The 18,371-nt window shown below is 28.4% G+C and carries 15 protein-coding genes, 2 tRNA genes and 3 pseudogenes; 2 read left to right on the top strand and 18 right to left on the bottom strand.

All coding sequences use genetic code 11. From position 1 onward, the window contains the following. Nucleotides 1–269 precede the first annotated feature (269 nt). From OIO11_RS05805 to OIO11_RS05765, 10 genes and pseudogenes are all read right to left on the bottom strand, one after another. Nucleotides 270–1,250 (bottom strand): D-isomer specific 2-hydroxyacid dehydrogenase family protein, encoded by a 981-nt coding sequence (locus tag OIO11_RS05805; RefSeq protein ID WP_268070507.1) that lies wholly within the window; start codon nucleotides 1,248–1,250, stop codon nucleotides 270–272. 328 nt (nucleotides 1,251–1,578) lie between these two features. After that, a complete protein-coding gene (locus OIO11_RS05800) occupies nucleotides 1,579–2,316 on the bottom strand; it encodes an MEDS domain-containing protein (RefSeq protein ID WP_268070506.1) in 738 nt (245 codons plus the stop codon). Between the two features lie 317 nt (nucleotides 2,317–2,633). Continuing rightward, a tRNA-Met gene (locus tag OIO11_RS05795) sits at nucleotides 2,634–2,709 on the bottom strand. Between the two features lie 361 nt (nucleotides 2,710–3,070). Continuing rightward, the gene (locus OIO11_RS05790) at nucleotides 3,071–3,727 is read right to left on the bottom strand and encodes a pentapeptide repeat-containing protein (protein ID WP_268070505.1); all 657 of its coding nucleotides are present in this window, start codon (nucleotides 3,725–3,727) and stop codon (nucleotides 3,071–3,073) included. 706 nt (nucleotides 3,728–4,433) lie between these two features. Beyond that, nucleotides 4,434–5,090, bottom strand: a complete 657-nt coding sequence (locus tag OIO11_RS05785; RefSeq protein ID WP_268070504.1) for a pentapeptide repeat-containing protein — start codon at nucleotides 5,088–5,090, stop codon at nucleotides 4,434–4,436. 153 nt (nucleotides 5,091–5,243) lie between these two features. After that, nucleotides 5,244–5,319: transfer RNA gene (locus OIO11_RS05780), tRNA-Met, on the bottom strand. 116 nt (nucleotides 5,320–5,435) lie between these two features. Further along, nucleotides 5,436–5,555: a rhodanese-like domain-containing protein gene (locus OIO11_RS17215; RefSeq protein WP_442781238.1), complete on the bottom strand. Its 120-nt coding sequence runs from the start codon at nucleotides 5,553–5,555 to the stop codon at nucleotides 5,436–5,438. Between the two features lie 46 nt (nucleotides 5,556–5,601). Continuing rightward, nucleotides 5,602–5,778, bottom strand: a pseudogene (locus OIO11_RS05775) (ArsA-related P-loop ATPase); the annotation flags it as partial. 324 nt (nucleotides 5,779–6,102) lie between these two features. Then, nucleotides 6,103–7,050 carry an AEC family transporter gene (locus tag OIO11_RS05770; protein WP_268070503.1) on the bottom strand — a complete coding sequence of 316 codons (948 nt, stop codon included), beginning with the start codon at nucleotides 7,048–7,050 and terminating at the stop codon, nucleotides 6,103–6,105. A gap of 35 nt (nucleotides 7,051–7,085) precedes the next feature. Next, nucleotides 7,086–8,390, bottom strand: a complete 1,305-nt coding sequence (locus OIO11_RS05765; protein WP_268070508.1) for an ATP-binding protein — start codon at nucleotides 8,388–8,390, stop codon at nucleotides 7,086–7,088. Between the two features lie 414 nt (nucleotides 8,391–8,804). Here OIO11_RS05765 and OIO11_RS05760 point away from each other — a divergent pair, with 414 nt between their 5' ends. Then, nucleotides 8,805–10,094, top strand: a complete 1,290-nt coding sequence (locus tag OIO11_RS05760) for a dicarboxylate/amino acid:cation symporter (protein WP_268070502.1) — start codon at nucleotides 8,805–8,807, stop codon at nucleotides 10,092–10,094. Between the two features lie 168 nt (nucleotides 10,095–10,262). Here the strand turns inward: OIO11_RS05760 and OIO11_RS05755 are convergent, their stop codons facing one another. Both OIO11_RS05755 and OIO11_RS05750 read right to left on the bottom strand, forming a co-directional pair. Continuing rightward, nucleotides 10,263–12,002: a phosphoenolpyruvate carboxykinase gene (locus OIO11_RS05755; protein WP_268070501.1), complete on the bottom strand. Its 1,740-nt coding sequence runs from the start codon at nucleotides 12,000–12,002 to the stop codon at nucleotides 10,263–10,265. Nucleotides 12,003–12,467: 465 nt separating this feature from the next. Next, nucleotides 12,468–12,623: pseudogene (locus OIO11_RS05750) on the bottom strand (AAA family ATPase); the annotation flags it as partial. Between the two features lie 328 nt (nucleotides 12,624–12,951). Between OIO11_RS05750 and OIO11_RS05745 the strand changes: the two are divergent. Then, entirely contained in the window at nucleotides 12,952–13,521 is a 570-nt protein-coding gene (locus tag OIO11_RS05745; RefSeq protein ID WP_268070500.1) for a TetR/AcrR family transcriptional regulator C-terminal domain-containing protein, read from the top strand. A gap of 39 nt (nucleotides 13,522–13,560) precedes the next feature. Here OIO11_RS05745 and OIO11_RS05740 read toward each other — a convergent pair whose 3' ends face one another. From OIO11_RS05740 to OIO11_RS05715, 6 genes and pseudogenes are all read right to left on the bottom strand, one after another. Further along, nucleotides 13,561–15,270, bottom strand: coding sequence for an oleate hydratase (locus OIO11_RS05740; RefSeq protein WP_268070499.1), 1,710 nt, complete (start codon nucleotides 15,268–15,270; stop codon nucleotides 13,561–13,563). A gap of 291 nt (nucleotides 15,271–15,561) precedes the next feature. Then, nucleotides 15,562–15,669: a DUF3791 domain-containing protein gene (locus OIO11_RS05735; protein WP_442781237.1), complete on the bottom strand. Its 108-nt coding sequence runs from the start codon at nucleotides 15,667–15,669 to the stop codon at nucleotides 15,562–15,564. A 265-nt stretch (nucleotides 15,670–15,934) separates the two neighbouring features. Beyond that, nucleotides 15,935–16,243 carry a DUF2628 domain-containing protein gene (locus OIO11_RS05730; protein ID WP_268070498.1) on the bottom strand — a complete coding sequence of 103 codons (309 nt, stop codon included), beginning with the start codon at nucleotides 16,241–16,243 and terminating at the stop codon, nucleotides 15,935–15,937. 400 nt (nucleotides 16,244–16,643) lie between these two features. After that, nucleotides 16,644–17,573: a phosphotransferase family protein gene (locus OIO11_RS05725; RefSeq protein WP_268070497.1), complete on the bottom strand. Its 930-nt coding sequence runs from the start codon at nucleotides 17,571–17,573 to the stop codon at nucleotides 16,644–16,646. A gap of 140 nt (nucleotides 17,574–17,713) precedes the next feature. After that, nucleotides 17,714–17,869: pseudogene (locus tag OIO11_RS05720) on the bottom strand (YdbC family protein); the annotation flags it as partial. A 91-nt stretch (nucleotides 17,870–17,960) separates the two neighbouring features. After that, on the bottom strand, nucleotides 17,961–18,371 hold a 411-nt coding region (locus OIO11_RS05715), incomplete at its 5' end, for an IS630 family transposase (protein WP_268070495.1).

Genomic DNA, 18,371 nt, shown 5'->3' with positions numbered 1-18,371 from the left:
TTAAACTTACATGCTACGCATACCTTTTTATCAAAAGGCTTTTTGTTGTACCTTTTTTTTGAACAGTTTCAAATGAATTTTTAAAAGTTATCCACATTTTTATTTTTTAAATTCTACAATCATCTATTATGTATTGCTTATATTTTATTAGAACTTTCACAATTAATCAATAATATATTTCTTCATTTATACACATTTATATTGCTTTTGTGTAAAGATGTCCCCCTTAAAAGTAAGATAGACTTATTATTTTATACTTTTTTATTTACTTATACTATTTTCCACGGGTTTTCTTTACCTTCAATCTCTAATACACAACTTTTTATCGAATGTTCAACCATTTCTGAAAATGCATGATTTGTGAAAAATGCAGTGTGTGGAGTAAGTAAAACATTTGGAAATTGGGTTAATTTAGCAATACTTTCAAGTGGAACTGGTTGTCCTTCAAAATTCTTATAGTAAATAGGTGCTTCGCCCTCAAGTACATCAAGCGCAGCGAATCCAATTTTCCCACTTGTTAGCCCATCAATCAAAGCGTCTGTATCTATTAAAGCCCCTCTGGCTGTATTAACTATAATTACACCCTTCTTCATTTTTGAAATAGCATCCTCATTGATTAGATGCATATTTGCTTCTGTTGAAGGTGCATGAAGCGTAATTACGTCACTCTTTTCAAATAGTGTTTCTAAACTTACATATTCAGCATATTTTCTTATACTTTCGTTTTGAAATTGATCATAAGCAAGAATCTTGCATCCAAATCCAGAAAGCATATTGATAACAGCAGAACCTATTTTTCCAGTTCCAATAACCCCTACAGTAGAGGTTTGTAACAATAATCCCATCTTTCCAGCTAGTGTATAATCTTGTTTTTTATATGCTTCTGATATAATACCACCTTTTCTAGTTGCCATAAGTAAAAGCATCATAGTATATTCAGCTACGTTGTTTGGTGAATAAGGTGAATTACCTACACCCATACCAATTTCTTTTGCCTTTTTAATGTCTATATGATCATACCCTATATTTCTAGTTGATATATACTTAACACCTAATTTGTGAAACTTTTGAATCAGTTCACCACTTATAGGTGTAGTGAGAACACTAATAGCATCAGCACCTTCAGCTAGTTTTGCATTTTCTAAAGTTGGTATTTCATTGCAAAAAGCCAATTCTACTCCTAGCTTTTCTTCAATACCTTCGTAATATGTTTTTTCTACTTCCATAAAGCTATAAACAACAATTTTCATAAAAAATTCCTCCTTATTTTTGTGATAAAAAAGTAAGCGGTCCCATATTAGAAATTTTATCAAAATTTGACTTATAATTCTATATTTTTCAAAAAATTTTGTCATAGGATTACTCTATGCCTATGACAAAATTAACCCTATGAGGGATGAAGTTCTTGGAGAGTGGATTAATTTTAAATAGAATAGAAAATTGGGGAACTTTTTCAGTCTATGATATAAGCAAATCATTTAAAATGGGAACAACAAATTATAATGCCGATCCCTTAATATAAAAGAGCCTTAAGCACAGGCTCTTTTATATTTATTTCTTTAAGCTTTGATAAAAATTTTAATTTGCTATTGCTTCTAAACGTAATTTTTTTAAAATGTAATTGTGGGTATCTAATGATTCTTTTATAACAGTTTCATTAATAAATTTACTTTCATGCATATAATCATAAGCATCATATATACAAAGTAAAGATGCATTAGTATTATTTAAAGCTTTACTTAAGTTTTTTTCAAAAGCTAAAAAGTCATTTTGTGAATTAGTTTGAATAGCATAAGAAGGTTGTCCGATCCACCTAATACCACTATACTTTTTAACTTCATTGTCTAAACCAATATTATTAATTTGTTCTTTTAATTCATTTAAACCACCCTGCCTATTACTCTTAATCAGTTCTTTTACAGTCTTAAATTTAATATGTTCAACAGGAACATTATTAATTTTCAGAAAAGCTAATAATTTATTATAAATACTTTCTTCCATGAAAAGATAAATAAGTTCATTATTTTTTATACCTTCATTTATATAAAAGTACATATTTACAAATAAATGTTGCTCTCCATAGTAATAGAACGTTGTATGTGTTCCAAATATATTTTTTAGATTTAATTTAGATAAATAAGTTATATTTCTATTACAAAAGACACACTTGTAAACTAAATCATCAAGTAACTGACTTAAGTTAATTACTTCATCATCTAATAAATTTTGTTTTTTTTCAACTATAAGATTATTTAATCTATTCCTATGTTCTTCTATACTATAGTTTAAATCACAATTATCACATAAAAATCTCATAATATCACCCCATTGTACTAAATATTTATTAGGTCTTTCTTATATAAATTGTATCATATTGTTATGTAAAAAGATGTCTTTTCTTGTAAATAAGCAGAAATTTGTAGCATACAATGGTCAATAATGATTTTCAATAAATAATATTATAAGTTAATCAAATAAATTAAACAGCTGCATTTATTTGGTGTTTTTTTAATTTGTTTCGAATTATTGTAATTAAAGTTTCCATTAACACTTTGATAAGTGACTTCAAGTCGTTATATCCTAATGTTTTATTACTAATAAAAAACTCCTATACTTAAGTATAGGAGTTTCTATGGTTGCGGGGGCAGGACTTGAACCTACGACCTTCGGGTTATGAGCCCGACGAGCTACCAACTGCTCCACCCCGCGTCATTATATATAAATTTTGGGTACAGCTTTACTATACCTTAATAAATACAATAAGTCAAGACAATTCTAAACATAAATGAATATGATATTAACTGAATATATACAAAGTGTTAGGATAAAGAAAGCAAAACATTCTATAAAGTTGGGTAAATGAATTACTAAGCCCAGTAGCAGCAATCTGAGTCATTACATTCCTTATCAAGAATATACTTCCTGTTTTTTCATATATTTTATGTAAAAATGCTGTATGAGTCCCCTACCTCATACAGCATTTTTATTTCCTTATATTCTTTTTCCCTACAATTTTCCCTACAAACTACCTTAGAACTTATATTATTCTAGATTAAATATCAAAATTCCTTTAAATAAGGCCGTCCACTTGATAAGTTTTTAACTCTTGAATCATATAACTTAATGTCCCAAAGTTTTTATCCACTTTACTCTTCAGAATACCTAACCCTTTGATTAAAGTTTCTTCATCAAAGTTTTCTAATAATATCATCATACTAATAGGACTAATCTCACCTTTTTTTGTATCTAATATTCTTGCGAACTTTATATATTCATTTTTCATAGCTGCTTTAACTGCACTCTCAAGTCTTTCACTAATTTCTAATTCTGGCATTTCATTAAACACTTTAGTTTCTTTATTTGATAAATCTAAATTTATAGCTTTGCTTGTATCTGTAGATACAAATATAACATTTTTAAATTCTGCCGCTTCAAAATCTACCCCATCTAAACTTACTGAATCAAATACTGTATTTTCAAATTTAGCGTGCTTAAATTTGCTATTTTTAAGATTAGCTGCAATAAATTCTGCAGATTTAAATGTACATTCAAAAAAATTACAGGATTTAAACTGTGCACCTCTAAAACTTGTATGATTAAAGTTAGAATTTGAAAAATCACAGTTGTAACAATTACTTCTTCTTAAATCTTTATACATAAAATCCGCACCTAATTTTTTCCTATTACTATAGTTAATTTGATCATTTACTCTTTTACTTATAGTCATATTTACCTCCATCTAAAATATATTTCATTTCAGTTCACTTTTTATTTATTTTATACCCTATTACTAACATCTATCTTTCTCATATTATCCAAATAAAAAAACCACATCAAAGGATATAAAAGTGTATTTAATAGAATAACATACTTACTAGGTTATATCAATCTATTTGTTGAATTCTGAATATTTCGCTCTGAAATATCCATTAAAACACTTACACCATCCGATAATTAACGGCTTTACAAAAGGTTCATTTATAAATAAGAACTGTTTGCAGTAACAATATTTTTCAGTTCTCTTATCAAAAAATATCCTTAGCGATTGAATCCAATTAGCATATGCATCCATTTTGTTTTAATAATTTTATTTATATCTACATTTTTTACACTAATAAAAGAGTTGCAGATTAATACTTATCTAATTCTTGTTCATATCTTCCTCTAACTACATTAATCTGCTTTTACTCCCTCTTCATAACTGCTAGACGGATAAAAAGCCACACTACATTTCTGCAGTATGGCTTCCTTTTATATTATCTTTTAATTTTGGCACAATTAATTTGCTCTTTATTCTTAAAATCATCACTTTATATGTTAAAGTTAAAAAAGTTCGTAAAGTGTATGAATTCAAGGATTATGCGGAAACAACTCATTTTTGCGTGCTGCTTCGCAGCTCACACCTTAATTATATTATAAGTTAACAAAATAGATTAAAGAACTCCATCTATTTGGTAATTTTTTAGTAACCTGATTACATAACTTAATGTGTAAAAAGCTCTATCTAGTTGAACTTGAATAATATTTAATCCTTTGATTAACGTTGACTCATCAAAGTTATCTAATAAGATCATTAAGTTTAATACGTTTAAATTCCCATCTTTTGTATCAAAAACTCTTGCCTTTTTTACATAGTCATTTTTCATTATATTTTTAACAGCCATTCTCAATTTCTCACTAATTTCTAATTGTGGCATTTCATGAAAAATTTTAATGTTTGAATCCTTTAAATTTAAATTTTTAGCTTTCTCTGTATTAGTTGATAAGAATATAGTATTTTTAAATTCCGCATCTTTGAAATTAACTCCATCTAAATTTACGGAATCAAATATAGTATTTTCAAATTTAGCATTTTTAAAAATACTACCTTTTAAATTTGTTCCAATGAATTCTGCCCATCTAAAGGTACACCCCACAAAAGTACATGACTTAAAATGTGCGCCTCTAAAACTTACATAATCAAAATTTGAATTTGAAAAATCGCTATTATAGCAATTACTTCTCTGAAGATTTTTATACATAAAGTTCTTATTTTTCTTCTCTATATTATTGTAATTAAAATTTCCATTAACACTTTGATTTCTAGCCATTTTTACCTCCATTACAAATGCTTTTATTTGCTCTTCATTATTTTAATATACTTCAAAAAAATCTCACCCAATTTTTATAAGTGACTTGAAGCCGTTATATCCTAATATTTTATTTTAATAAGAAACTCCTATACTTAAGTATAGGAGTTTCTATGGTTGCGGGAGCAGGACTTGAACCTACGACCTTCGGGTTATGAGCCCGACGAGCTACCAACTGCTCCATCCCGCGGCATTATATCTATAAGTTTTGATTAGAGTTTTATTATAACTTAATAAATACAATAAGTCAAGACATTTCATCATCAGACAATCCATATATTTTTTCAGAAGTTGTATCTCTAATAGTTAGTAATCCTTATCAAGTTTATTAATACTTTCTCTTATTTTACTATGTGGGATATTTTGTGCATTTCCTATATATGATTTATCATATTGTTCATTTACTCTTATATCAATTATTTGAATTTTTTCTTTTAGTAATACTCTATTATTTTAACAGTTCCAAAAGCATTTCTCCCTTAACTTCTTCAGGATCAAAATTAGCTACCACTAAGTTTGGTACTTCCTCTATTTGGACTCCTTTATTATTTAAAGTTGTATTAAACACATCTTGTAAATTAGATGCAGGATCTGTGCTTATAAGCATTATTTTCTTTCCTTGATCAGCTAGGGTTACCGCAGTAGCACATTCTATAAGAACCTTCATATGATGTTGATTGTTGTTAAAATACTAAAAAGGGGCTGTCTCAAAATATAAATCACTTTCTATTTTGAGACAGCCCTTTAATTAACCTTAACCTTGTAATACATCCTGTTCCCAATATTATAACAATAGACGGTAAAGAAAGTGCAGTTACAGCCATCATAAAGGATAATACTGCAAAAGGATTCTACCAATGGTATTGATCATTAAGAAAACCAAATATAAGAATAAAGCAGTTCATTTTTTATAATCATTGATTTTGATGTACTTTGAAATCTTAGTTGATAGTTCTAAAATGATAAGTAATTCTTATAGTATAAACCCTAAACTTTTTAAAATGAAAATCCAAATTGTTAATGTAAAAGCTGATAGTAAAGTAGTCACTACAACAATACTAGAAGTCAAAACACCATCGTTATTCATGTTTTTTGCCATAATATAGCAGCTTACTGTAGTTGGACATCCCAACATAATGAGTAAAGCAATAAGCTTTTGATCTCGAAATCCAAAATATACTGCCAGTGGTAGAAATAAAGCTACTTGAACTATTAATTTAATAAAACTGGATATTAATGTCGGTTTTATTTTTGCCAATGCTTTTTTCCCTTCAAAGCTAGCGCCAATTGTCACTAATGCTAATGGAGATGCCATAACAGCAAAATTTCCCAATGTTTTGTCAACTATTTTAGGGAAATTAATATTTAATAAAGATTCCAATATTCCCAGTAAAATTCCAATAATAATAGGATTCTTTATAATATTAATGCATGCTCTTTTTATATTGTCCATTCCTTTTCCATTATTATCTCCTTCAAATGTAAGTACAATAACAGAATATATATTATAAAGAGGAACTGATCCTATAATCATTAATGGTGCCATTCCAGCATCACCATAAATATTTTGAATAAAGGCAATCCCAAAAATAGCAGCACTTCCACGAAAAGATGCCTGAACAAAAGCACCTATCATTGAACTATCTTTCATAATTTTTTTGGTAATAAACCAGATTGTCCAAAAACAAATCGTTGTAACTACCGCACAAAACAATATATATTTTCCATCAAAATTCTTAGTGATATTGGTTGACCCTATATCAATAAATAATAGTATTGGTAGGGTAACCTTAAAATTAAATCGATTAGCTACCTCTATAAAGTTATCATTTAACATTCCTGTCTGTTTTAGAATATAACCTATTGCAATAACCGCAAATATTGGGAGTGTAGCATTTAAGCTGTATAGTAAACTTTCCATTTTCTATTTTTCACCTTTCTGTAACGAGCAAATGTTTAAATAGTTCCTGCAAGATAGTTAATGAACTGCTGCGCTGTTCTGCCTGAAACTCCATTATGCTGCATTTCCCATTTGTTAGCTTCAGCAATCAGCTTTTCCTCAGGAATATCCAGATTCATCTTCTTAGCAAGTTCTACAACAATACTATTAAATTCTTTTTTCGAAGGCTTAGAGAAGTAAATTGTCACACCAAATCTATTTACTAATGAAAGTTTTTCTTCCATAGTATCAGAGCGATGTAATTCCCCGTTATGTTCCATATCTGAACAGTCATTCCAGGTTTCCTTAATCAGATGTCTTCTGTTTGAAGTGGCATAAATCAAAATGTTTTCTGGCTTTGTCTCAACACCACCTTCAATTACAGCCTTGAGAAATTTGTATTCAATTTCAAAATCTTCAAAAGAGAGATCATCCATATAAATAATAAAACTATAATTTCTATTTTTTATTTGTGAAATCACAGTGGACAAATCCTTAAATTGATGCTTATAAATCTCAATCATTCTGAGGCCTCTGTCGTAATATTGATTTACAATAGCCTTAACGCTAGTAGATTTACCCGTTCCACTATCACCAAACATCAACACATTATTAGCTTTACGTCCTTCAACGAAAGCTTCTGTATTATCTATAAGTGCCTTCTTCTGACTTTCATAACCAATCAAATCATCAAGCACAACCTTGTCCATATTATTAATTGGACAAAATTCCACCTTGCCTTCCTCTTTCTTTGATATTCTAAATGCTTTATTAAGTCCAAACACCCCTACGCCATAGGCTTTATAGAAGCCTGTAACATAGTCAAAGAATTCATTTTCATCCCTGGCACCTTCTAGTTTCTCGCTTAGGACTTGTACCTTTTCACTCACATTCTTGTTATACATTAATTCTTTCTTAACAATAGCTTTATAATCAGAAATCATTGAAAAACAATCAATTCCAAGCTCATCCTCAATTATACTAAAATCATAGTGAAACAAACTTTTAAACACTTTGAAATCATTTTTAGCAAACATATTAACGCTTCCAACATTAGCACCAACCTTCTCACAGGTAATACTGAATGGATTCTCGTTTGTAATAAGAAGAAACGTCAAATAGTTATGCCATAGATTCTTATTAAATCCATAATCCGTAGCAATTTCAAGAATCCTCTTAATCTGCTTATAGCAATCCTTAATAATTTCAGCACTTCCAACATCTTTATTTTCAAACTTTCTAAAAATTTCACCCATTTGATATAAAATGCTGTCTTCTTTCAAATCTCCGTATATAATCAGCTTTGCAATCTCTTTGTACATTTGTCTACTTCCCTTCCATATATTATCCTCTTTATATAAATGCTTCGTCATACCTTACAATTTTATCATAACTCATTGTACCATATTTGCTAATCATTTTATAACTATTCTATATTAACCATAACATATTCTTTAATAATTTTGTTTTTTATTATTAGTAGTAAGTCTTTTTAACCAAAACTGTTCAATTATTAGATTTTCATTTAGCAAAAAGAAACAATTATAAAATAAAAAGGCATAAATATTATGAACTATTTACGATATAAACAAAATAAAGTTCGTTAAATAATAAAAGCTAAAAAAAGTTCTATTATTCTTGATGATTTAATAAAAATATTGCAAAATAAGGGATAATATAGTAGTATTGTAATGGAAAAATTTTAAATATTAAAATGGTTATAGGAGCGAGTAAAAATGACAAAAACTAAAAACGCAAAAATGAAACTTACAAGTAAAATACTTTTAGCTTTAATTTTAGGTATTGGATTTGGTATTATATCTAATTTATTTTTTCCCACAAATGCAAATGAACTTATAGGTAAATGGATACTAGAGCCCGTAGGCGCAGCATTTTTAAGAGCTATAAAAATGATTGTAGTACCTCTTGTCCTATGTTCTTTAATAGCTGGTGTAGCTAGTATGGGAGACATAAAAAAAGTAGGAAGAATCGGTGGGAAAATAGTAGTATATTATATGATGACTACTGCCTTTGCTATCAGTATCGCTTTAATAATTTCTAATATACTTAAACCAGGTAATACTGGAATTAATAATTTAGGAAATGCAGCTAAAATTACTACTAAAGAAGCACCATTTATTATGGATATATTTGTTAATATGATACCTGTAAATCCTATTAAATCCATGGTAGAAGGAGATATGCTTCAAATAATATTCTTTGCTATTTTATTTGGGTTAGGAGTAACAATAATAGGTAAAAAAGCGGAACCTTTATTAAATGTAATAAATCAAGCAAATGAGGTTTTTCTAAAAATCATAGGATTAGTTATGCTTACAGCACCTTATGGTGTGTTTGCTTTAATTTCAAAGGTTATAATGTTCCAAGGAATAGATATTTTAGAAAAATTATTCCAATATATAGGAGTTGTTATATTCGTATTAATAGTACAAACAGTAATTGTATATGGAATTGCTCTTAAGGTTTTAGGTAAAGTAAATCCTATTAACTTTTACAAGAAATTTTGGCCTGTAATGGTTGTGGCTTTTAGTACATCAAGTAGTAATGCTACAATACCAGTTAACCTTGAAACTTGCGAAGAAAAGCTTGGAATACCAGAAATAATATCAAGTTTCACCATTCCATTAGGAGCAACCATAAATATGGATGGAACTGCAGTAATGCAGGGAGTTGCAGCAATATTTATCGCTAACGTATATGGAATGAATCTTTCCCTTCAAAATCAGCTTATGGTAATATTAACAGCTACTCTTGCATCTATTGGTACAGCTGGTGTTCCAAGTGCTGGGGTTGTAATGCTTACAATGGTACTTCAACAAGTTGGATTACCTATTGAAGGTGCGGCTTTAGTATTAAGTGTAGATAGAATAGTTGATATGTTTAGAACAACAGCTAATATAACTGGTGATGCTGTGGGAACATTAATTGTTGCAAATTCAGAAAATGAACTTGATTTAGATGTATATAACAGTTCAATAGATGCTGAAGTTAACATTAATAATTAAAAATATAGATTTAGCAACAAAGATTAACTATCTTTGTTGCTATTTTAATATTAATTATTTTTTTGTTCCTCTAACATACTACATCTTTCGAAAACTATCAATAAAAATAACCCTAAGCACCTATTATACCTAGAGTTATTTTTCATCTCATTCTTTTTAAACTTATTATTATAAATTTTTGATTTCTTCAAGCAACATTTTTGCCGCTCTTTCTGGACCTTTCTTTTCCATACCGGGTACTCCCAATCTAGTTTTTAATTGTCCAACTCTTACTTTTGAGTTGAAAAACTTATTAAAATATTCTTTTAAAAGTACATCTGTTTCTTCTTTCTTTTGCATAGGCCCAAATGGATTTGCAAAATATGTTTCTACTAAACCTTTTTCATTAGTTGTTCCTTTAGCCATTCTAGCTCCACTTTTAAATACATTCAGTGAATCTTCTATATTCTCAAAGAATTCCAATTCTCGTCCTTCTTCTTCATAATTATTTGCATATAAAAATAAGTCTATTGGATAACCTGCAGTTATTTCTTTATAACTTGCTACTGGAATTACAAGTCTTGCATTAACTTTATCTGGATTCATAAATATACTTCTATCTATCTGCTTAAATGCATATCCTGTGTCTAAATCGTCTAGTCTAACAAAAGCACCTATTTCTGTACCGTATCCTTTAGGCTTATTGTCACCATCTAATTTTACTACACCCATATCATCAAAAATTATAGTCATATCACTTATATAATCATCAGCAAGTTTTCTAAAAGCTTCTAAACATTCTGATTTTCCTGCTCCACTATCTCCCATTATTATTACATTTGCAGTTTTATCATTTTTGGTTATTATATTAACCATAGCACCATGTATTGGAAGATAACCTTTTTTAATCATTATTAAATTGTGTAAAGTTAAAGTCAATTTTTTCATATATCCAAAATAATCTATAGCCTCATTATAATTTATATATCCAAGCATAATATCATTTTCTTTATCATCATAAAATACTGTTTTCATTTTACTACTATTATCTCTAGCTCCAAATACATAAACCATATCTGGGTTTTTACCTTTATATTCTTGTTCACTTGCTAGTTCAAATAAGTTACATAGTGCAACTCCATGTGCCATAAAATCTCTATGAAAATATATATACGCTAAAAGTGAACCAACTTTTGCTGGATAACAAAACCAATGATCTACATCTATGGAACAATCTCCATCTAAAGGATTCTCAAAACATTCAGTAAACATACCTTCTCTTGTATTCTTTTTAGGATAAGTAATAAAAGGTGGATCTAATAATATGGATTCTATAAATGGAACCTTCTTTAACACCTCGTATTCTTTCGGCATTTTCCATGTTGAATCAGTTAAAATAAGTCCAGCATTTCCTCCTACTGGAAGTTGTCTATAAACTTTTGGTGCTGCTCCTAATATATTTTCTTCTATTTTTCTATAAGTTCTTAATATAAGATTAGAAAATCCATTATTTGCATCTATAAAACTCACCTTTTGATATCCTTCTCTTATTTTTTTATTTTGAACTATGGTATATCTTTCTAGATTTCTCCAAAAATTATATAACTCTTCTATAAATAATATAAATTTATCTTTGTCTTCTAAAAGCTTTTTATATTTAGATTCTAGTTTTATTATTTCTTCTGATTTTAAAACTATAAGTAACTTCAAAACATTAACTATATCCCCAAAAATACTTTCTTTATTTCCATCTAAAGATTTTTTTATATATTTATATATATTGCCTTCTCTTTTTTCTATGGTTGTTAAATAGCTTTCCAAAATTCTTTTAAACCCATAACTATTAAACACCGCTTCTGGACTATCACAATATTTGGCTGTAAAATTTATCATAGCTTTTCCTGTGCTAAGAGAAAATTCTTTTTTCATAAATTAATCCCTCCAAACTTAAAATTAATATTTATTATCTTTTATTTGTTTTAAAACCAATTCTAGTTTTTCTCTCTACTTATCAATAACTTGTTACTTATCTCAAACGATTGTTGACTAGTTTTAATCAATACTCCTACAAACTCTAAATAATTGCTAGAAGCCTTTGCTTAAAAATATGCTAAAAATATGTTAGCTATTCAAAAACATCAAATTTATATTGATTAAGCTCTAACTTTAACTAATAATTTGAAGTTCTTTTAGTAAACTGAAACTTCCAGTTATTGTTATGACCCCTGGGTCATAGCAATATTATAATTTCACAAAAAACAGTAAGTGCATTAATTTAAACACTTACTGTTTTTTTATTTTATAGGTTTCTACCATCTAGTTAGATACATTTCATATTTGATTGTATAAACATGGTGGTAGATTATACTCATACTCTATCTACTCTCAACAACATCAAAACTCATTTTCATGTCTTTTGAAAAATTCATAATATGTACGCACATTTTCTAATTCTGTCCACCTTTTCACATCAACTGGATTTTCATCAAGATCATATATTTTTGCTCCACACATGGCAAGCATAAATGGCGAATGTGTTGATATCATAAAATGAGTCATAGCACGTTCTTTTTTCCTCGATTAAAAAATCAAATTCCATATCATCATTTGGAAATGTAAAAACATTTAAATAAACCATTATCATCTTCCTTATCCTAACATTATATAAATAATCTTCTTTACTTCTTTTTTATTATATCATTTTTATAATTCCTCTTCTATTAATTATAATCATTTAAATAAATACTAACACCAAACCTACAAATTCCAACAATTGAATTCTAAAAATAAAAACTGTATAATTAATTCATATATTAAAATGGGAATTAAATTATCAAGAATATTTGAAGTTGATGCTTGACATAAAGAGGTGAAGAACATGTCAGAAATTACTAAAAAAGCTTTAGCTGAGTCATTAAAGAAAAAAATGCAGACAATACCATTAGCTAAAATTACAGTTAAAGATGTTGTTGATGAATGTGGATTAAATAGACGTACATTATACTATTATTTTCGTGATATTTATGATCTTTTAGAATGGATTTTTAAAACTGAAATTAAAAAAGTTCTTGGTAAAAATAAGACTTACGGTACATGGCAAAAAGGATTTTTTGCAATACTTTTATATTTATGTGAAAATAAGAAAGTAGTGTTGAATACCTATAATTCCATTGATAGAGATTGTTTAGAAAATCATTTACATAATGAAATATTTAATCTTATTTTAGCAGTTGTAAATGAGCTCGCTAAAGATTTAAATGTATCAACAGAAGATAAAAAATATATAGTAAAATTTTATGAAATTGCACTTGTAGGTACAATAAGCGATTGGATAAGAAATAATATGACTGAAGATCCTGAAAGAATTATTGATAACCTTGACAAAATAATAGGTGGAGATATTTATAGAGCATTATTAAAATATGAAAAAAAAGGAAAATCAAATTAAAATGACTTCCCTTTTACAATTTTAAACTACACTCTCTATTTATATTAAACCATCTAAAGTTGTATCTTTTAATAACTTTTTAATAATTGCTTCAGCTGGTAATGGTCTTCCACTATATAGTGCTTTAGTTGCATTCGCAATAACACGTACATCATATTGACTAGCATATATTTCAGGTGGATTTTTCTCAAGTCTAAGTAAAGTATACACAGCCATCATAGCAGAACGGATTGAATATTCAACAGTAAACACACAATCACCTTTAATTTCTGCAAATTGACCTAAAAATGCAAAGTTTGTACTACCTGCAGGTACTACTTGTGGTCTATCGCCTTTAACCCGAGGCATAAATTGACTTGTAACATAAGGCATCATAGCAGGAATTACAATTGATGTATCAATATATTCGTGCATATCTTTTTCATCAATACCTAGATGATATAAAAGTTCTTGTAATAATTCTTTACCAGTACAGTGGCTCATTTTCTTTTTAATGAAATTACCTTTATTATCAGTGAACAAAGCATATGCCCATAGCACTATTACATCATCAGGTTGATTAGTAAATTGAAGATGTCTATTAGCCGTAACACTTAATAACCAATTTGAGTCTTTAACTGTTATTATTCCACCTGTTATAGTTTTATGTGGAAGTATATCCCTACCTGAAAATTCTTCAATAAGTTTAATCATTTTAGGACCTTTTGCAGTTATTGTATATGATTCCCATTTGGTTTTATCAATATCACCACAGAATACTTCTGGTCTTCCGAATGAAGCATCTTTTTTAGCTATTTTTTTCCATAGACTCCAGCATCCGCCTTCGCTTCTATCTAACACAGGTGCTTTATCCATACTTCCAAGTGTAGAGTTCTCTGTCATAGATCCATTAGTGAGGAATACTAAATCATCTTTAGTAGTTTTTATGATTTCTTCTTTTCCACCATTACGAGTTAAATGAATTCCTGTAACTGTTTTTTCACCTGCAGTTATATCTATATCTATATCTAAATCAGTTACTTGTGTATTTAAGTCAAATACTACATCTTGTGATTCTAACCATTTTTTTAATGGAAGAATCATTGAATCATATTGATTATATTTAGTAAATACTAGCCCTTCCATTTTGCTCATTCCTGGCATTAAATGTATAAAACGATGCATATAACGTTTCATTTCTACAACACTGTGCCAAGTTTCAAATGCAAACATAGTTCTCCAATATAGCCACATATCAGTTTCTAAGAATGTAGCATCGAAAAATTGTTCAACAGTGGTTGCAGCTAAAGAGTCTTCAGTAGCAAGAAACAACTTAGTAAGTTGCTTAATATGAGATTCACCTAGTCCAAGACTTGAAAAATCAAGTTTTTCTCCACGATTAGCAATGACACGACAGTTAGAATAGTTAGGATCACCAATATTTAGTTCTCTAAATTCATCTAAAACAGTTCTTCCTGGTTCTTCTAATGATGGTACTCCTCCAAATAAGTCCCAAGTACATTCATAATGTTCTTCCATTTCTCTTCCGCCACGTGCAATATATCCATCTTCTGCATTTCCACAACCGTCCATAGCACCACCGAAAATATTAGTTTCTTCTAAAATAGTAATATTTTTACCGTTCATATGACCATCACGTATTAAGTATTCAGCAGCAGCTAATGAAGCGATACCACCACCAATTAGATATGCTTTTTTATTTTCGATTCCTTCAGGTTTTAAAGTATTGATATTTTGATAACTTCCCATAATTATTCTCCTCTTTAACTAAGTATTTGTATTATATACATATATGTATATAATACAAATACTTTCACAAGGAATAAATTAACAATTATAAGCTATTGTGCAAAGATGTAACAAAATCATAATAATGTGCAAAAAATTCTTTAAGGCAATTGTTAACTTATATAGTATAGGTAGTCATTAATCTTCCCCTATTATTCTTTCTTGTTCTTTTTGTAATACTATATTAAATAGCATCCCTTGAAAAAGATACATGAGGATTATCAACTAAACAATAATAACCATGATATACTATCATTTTAATGCCCCACTCTCTTTAAGTACCTCTATCAAATCTTCTACTATATAGTGTTTGCTTTGAGAATGTAATGGTTCATAACAAGGAATAATATAACTTTGCAAGGTAAGTAGGTTATAGATATTTACATTTGTTGGAATTTCAGCACCTTCTAGGTCTATAATATCTGTAATTTTGCTTGTATTGTAGTAGTGAAATGGGAAATTAGATGCGAGATTCGTGCAATAACAGTATCATATTTTGTTATGTCATGTTTACTCCCTTTTTTCGCCATATCACCTCCAACTAAAAAAAGAAAAAGTATCAGTCTAAACCAATACTTTTTAAATCTTATTTATATATTCAAACTCTTTACCTTGCTAAAAATCTTTATATTGAAATTATATTATTTTGAGCTAATATATTTTTATCTTCTTCAGTTACTGGTTTATATCCTTTTACAAGTAGTTCTTTTATGTAAATTTTATTGTATACAAATGAAAAAATAATACCAGAAACAAATCCACCAATTCCCATAGTTGGAACACCAACTACAACACTAATTGTAACCATAATTAATGCCCACTTAATATCGCCTCTAACAAGAGGAACTATAAATCCAAAGAAAAACGTTGTCCACGAAAAACCATATTTAACCTCCTTGCTTACTCCGCTGTCATGTTTCATTTTTAATTTCATTTTGCTTTCCTCCAATATTATTGTATAATAAATTCCATACTATAATATTCTACATAATTCGTATAATTCCTCTATCTTTTTTAAATAATCCCATTTCACTTATAACTTCATACTAGTAAAAGGAAATGTACAACTTAAAAAAGAGCTTTTTCAGCCCATTTATTCTTCTCTTCCGCTCCAACTGATTAACCTTAACTTTTTTGATCAGCCTTTATATGACTGTGAAACTACTCCTATAGTTTCTTTTATTTCATCTTTTATATCTGGTTCATCAGTATAAATTTCTTTTTTAATGCATCTGATGCTTCATTTATAGCCGCTTTTTGCTATTGTGACTTAACTGCTCCCTTCACTAATAGCTTTTTATGCCGTTATTTAAGAATTTTACAAATCAATTAATTTAAATTGTTATTTGTATGCGAGTAATTTCTTGAATTGCCCTTATTCCCTTTTGTATGAGTGGAGAAACAAAATTTTCAAATTCTTTATTTCTTGTTTCATTAAGGTTCTCACCAGTTTTTAATGAGATCATGACATTAATTAACCATCTTAAAGTTGAAAATACTTTAAAATATTCAAAATTATTAATATTTTTATTTTTTAGCTCTTTATATTTTTTTAACACATTTTGACTAAAGTCTTCAAATCCACTTCTTTCCATTAGTGTATACACCCATGCTAAATCAAATCTATAGTCTCCAATTCCCCACAGTAAATCAATTACATATATTTTCCCATTGTTATCAACTATTACGTTCCATGGATGATAATCTCTATGAATTATAGATAATTTTTCACCTATAATATTCGCTTTTTCCTTCTGTAACCAATCTATTATTCGAGTAAAATATTCCAATTTATTTTCTTCTACTAATTTTTTAATCTCATTAATCTCTTTTTCAATAAAAGAGATTGTAGAATCTTTTACAAGTTCCTTGTCTACTATTGATACATCTAATCCATGAAGTTCAAAAAAAACATTTACAAATTTTTCTAATAATTGTTCCTTTTCTTCTTTAGATAAAGTCTGATAACAAGTCCATAAATTTTCACCTTCAATTTCTTCCATAACTATATAAGGCTTTTCATTTACAAGATCACTCATTATTGGCCTTGGAACTGGATAATTTGCATTATAAAGCAGGTTTAGTCCTTTCCATTCTTGTTTTATATTTTCAAGTCCATTTTTACTACTATTATAAGTCTTAATTACATATTTTTGAGTATTGTCTTTAAATTTTAAGGAAATAATTTCTCCTGCCCACCCTGATTTTAAAACTTTAATATCTTGTATTTTATCACCTAATCTATTTTCAATATCTTTATACATAGCTTTATCTCCTATTCAATATAAACAGAAAAAATATTATCTGAAAAAACAAAGGAAAGCCATTGGTTTTACATTCCGATAATGGAGCACCAATGAAATCTCACACCCTTAAATCAGAGCTTGAATTTCTAGGAGTATTGTTTTCCCATTTTTTCATGTTCAGGTGCCCAATCTCTTAAATCAAACTTAGGATCTCTTCCGTTCCAGCTGATTAAATTTAACTCTTTAGTCCATCCTTTTGCTGATTCTGAAACTACTCCTATAGTTTTTTTTATTTCATATTTGATATCTGGCATTGTTTACTTCTCCCTATATATTATTAATTTTCACTCTTTTTACCAATGTTTTCTACTAATAGCATTACAAATTAAATCATAAAATTTCTCNCTATAACTTTAAGCACAAACGTTGAATAATTGCTTCAGGATTTTTGTTTATTTCATTTAGAAAAAGCTTAACATTTTCTCTAATTTCTTTAACTGAGGAATAAAAGACGTTATAAACAACTTTTTCTTTTAACCATTTCCATAATCCTTCAATAAAATTAAGGTTTGGACTATATGGCGGTAAAAAGAGAAATTCAATGCGATGAGCATTTTGTGATAAAAATTCTTCTAATAATTTTGCGTGATGAATCCTTGTATTATCAAGTATCATAACAATTTTACCCATAGGGTATTTTTCAAGTATCATCTTTAGGAATTGCAAAAATACTTGTGCATCATAGCGTTCTCTTTCAATACAAAATACTTCACCAGTTTCATAGTTTAATGTACCTATAAGCTTTACCCCTTGATG

The sequence above is a fragment of the Clostridium sp. ZS2-4 genome, from assembly GCF_026719745.1.
Classification (GTDB): Bacteria; Bacillota; Clostridia; order Clostridiales; family Clostridiaceae; genus Clostridium_H.
This window is presented reverse-complemented; position numbering and strand designations above follow the sequence as displayed.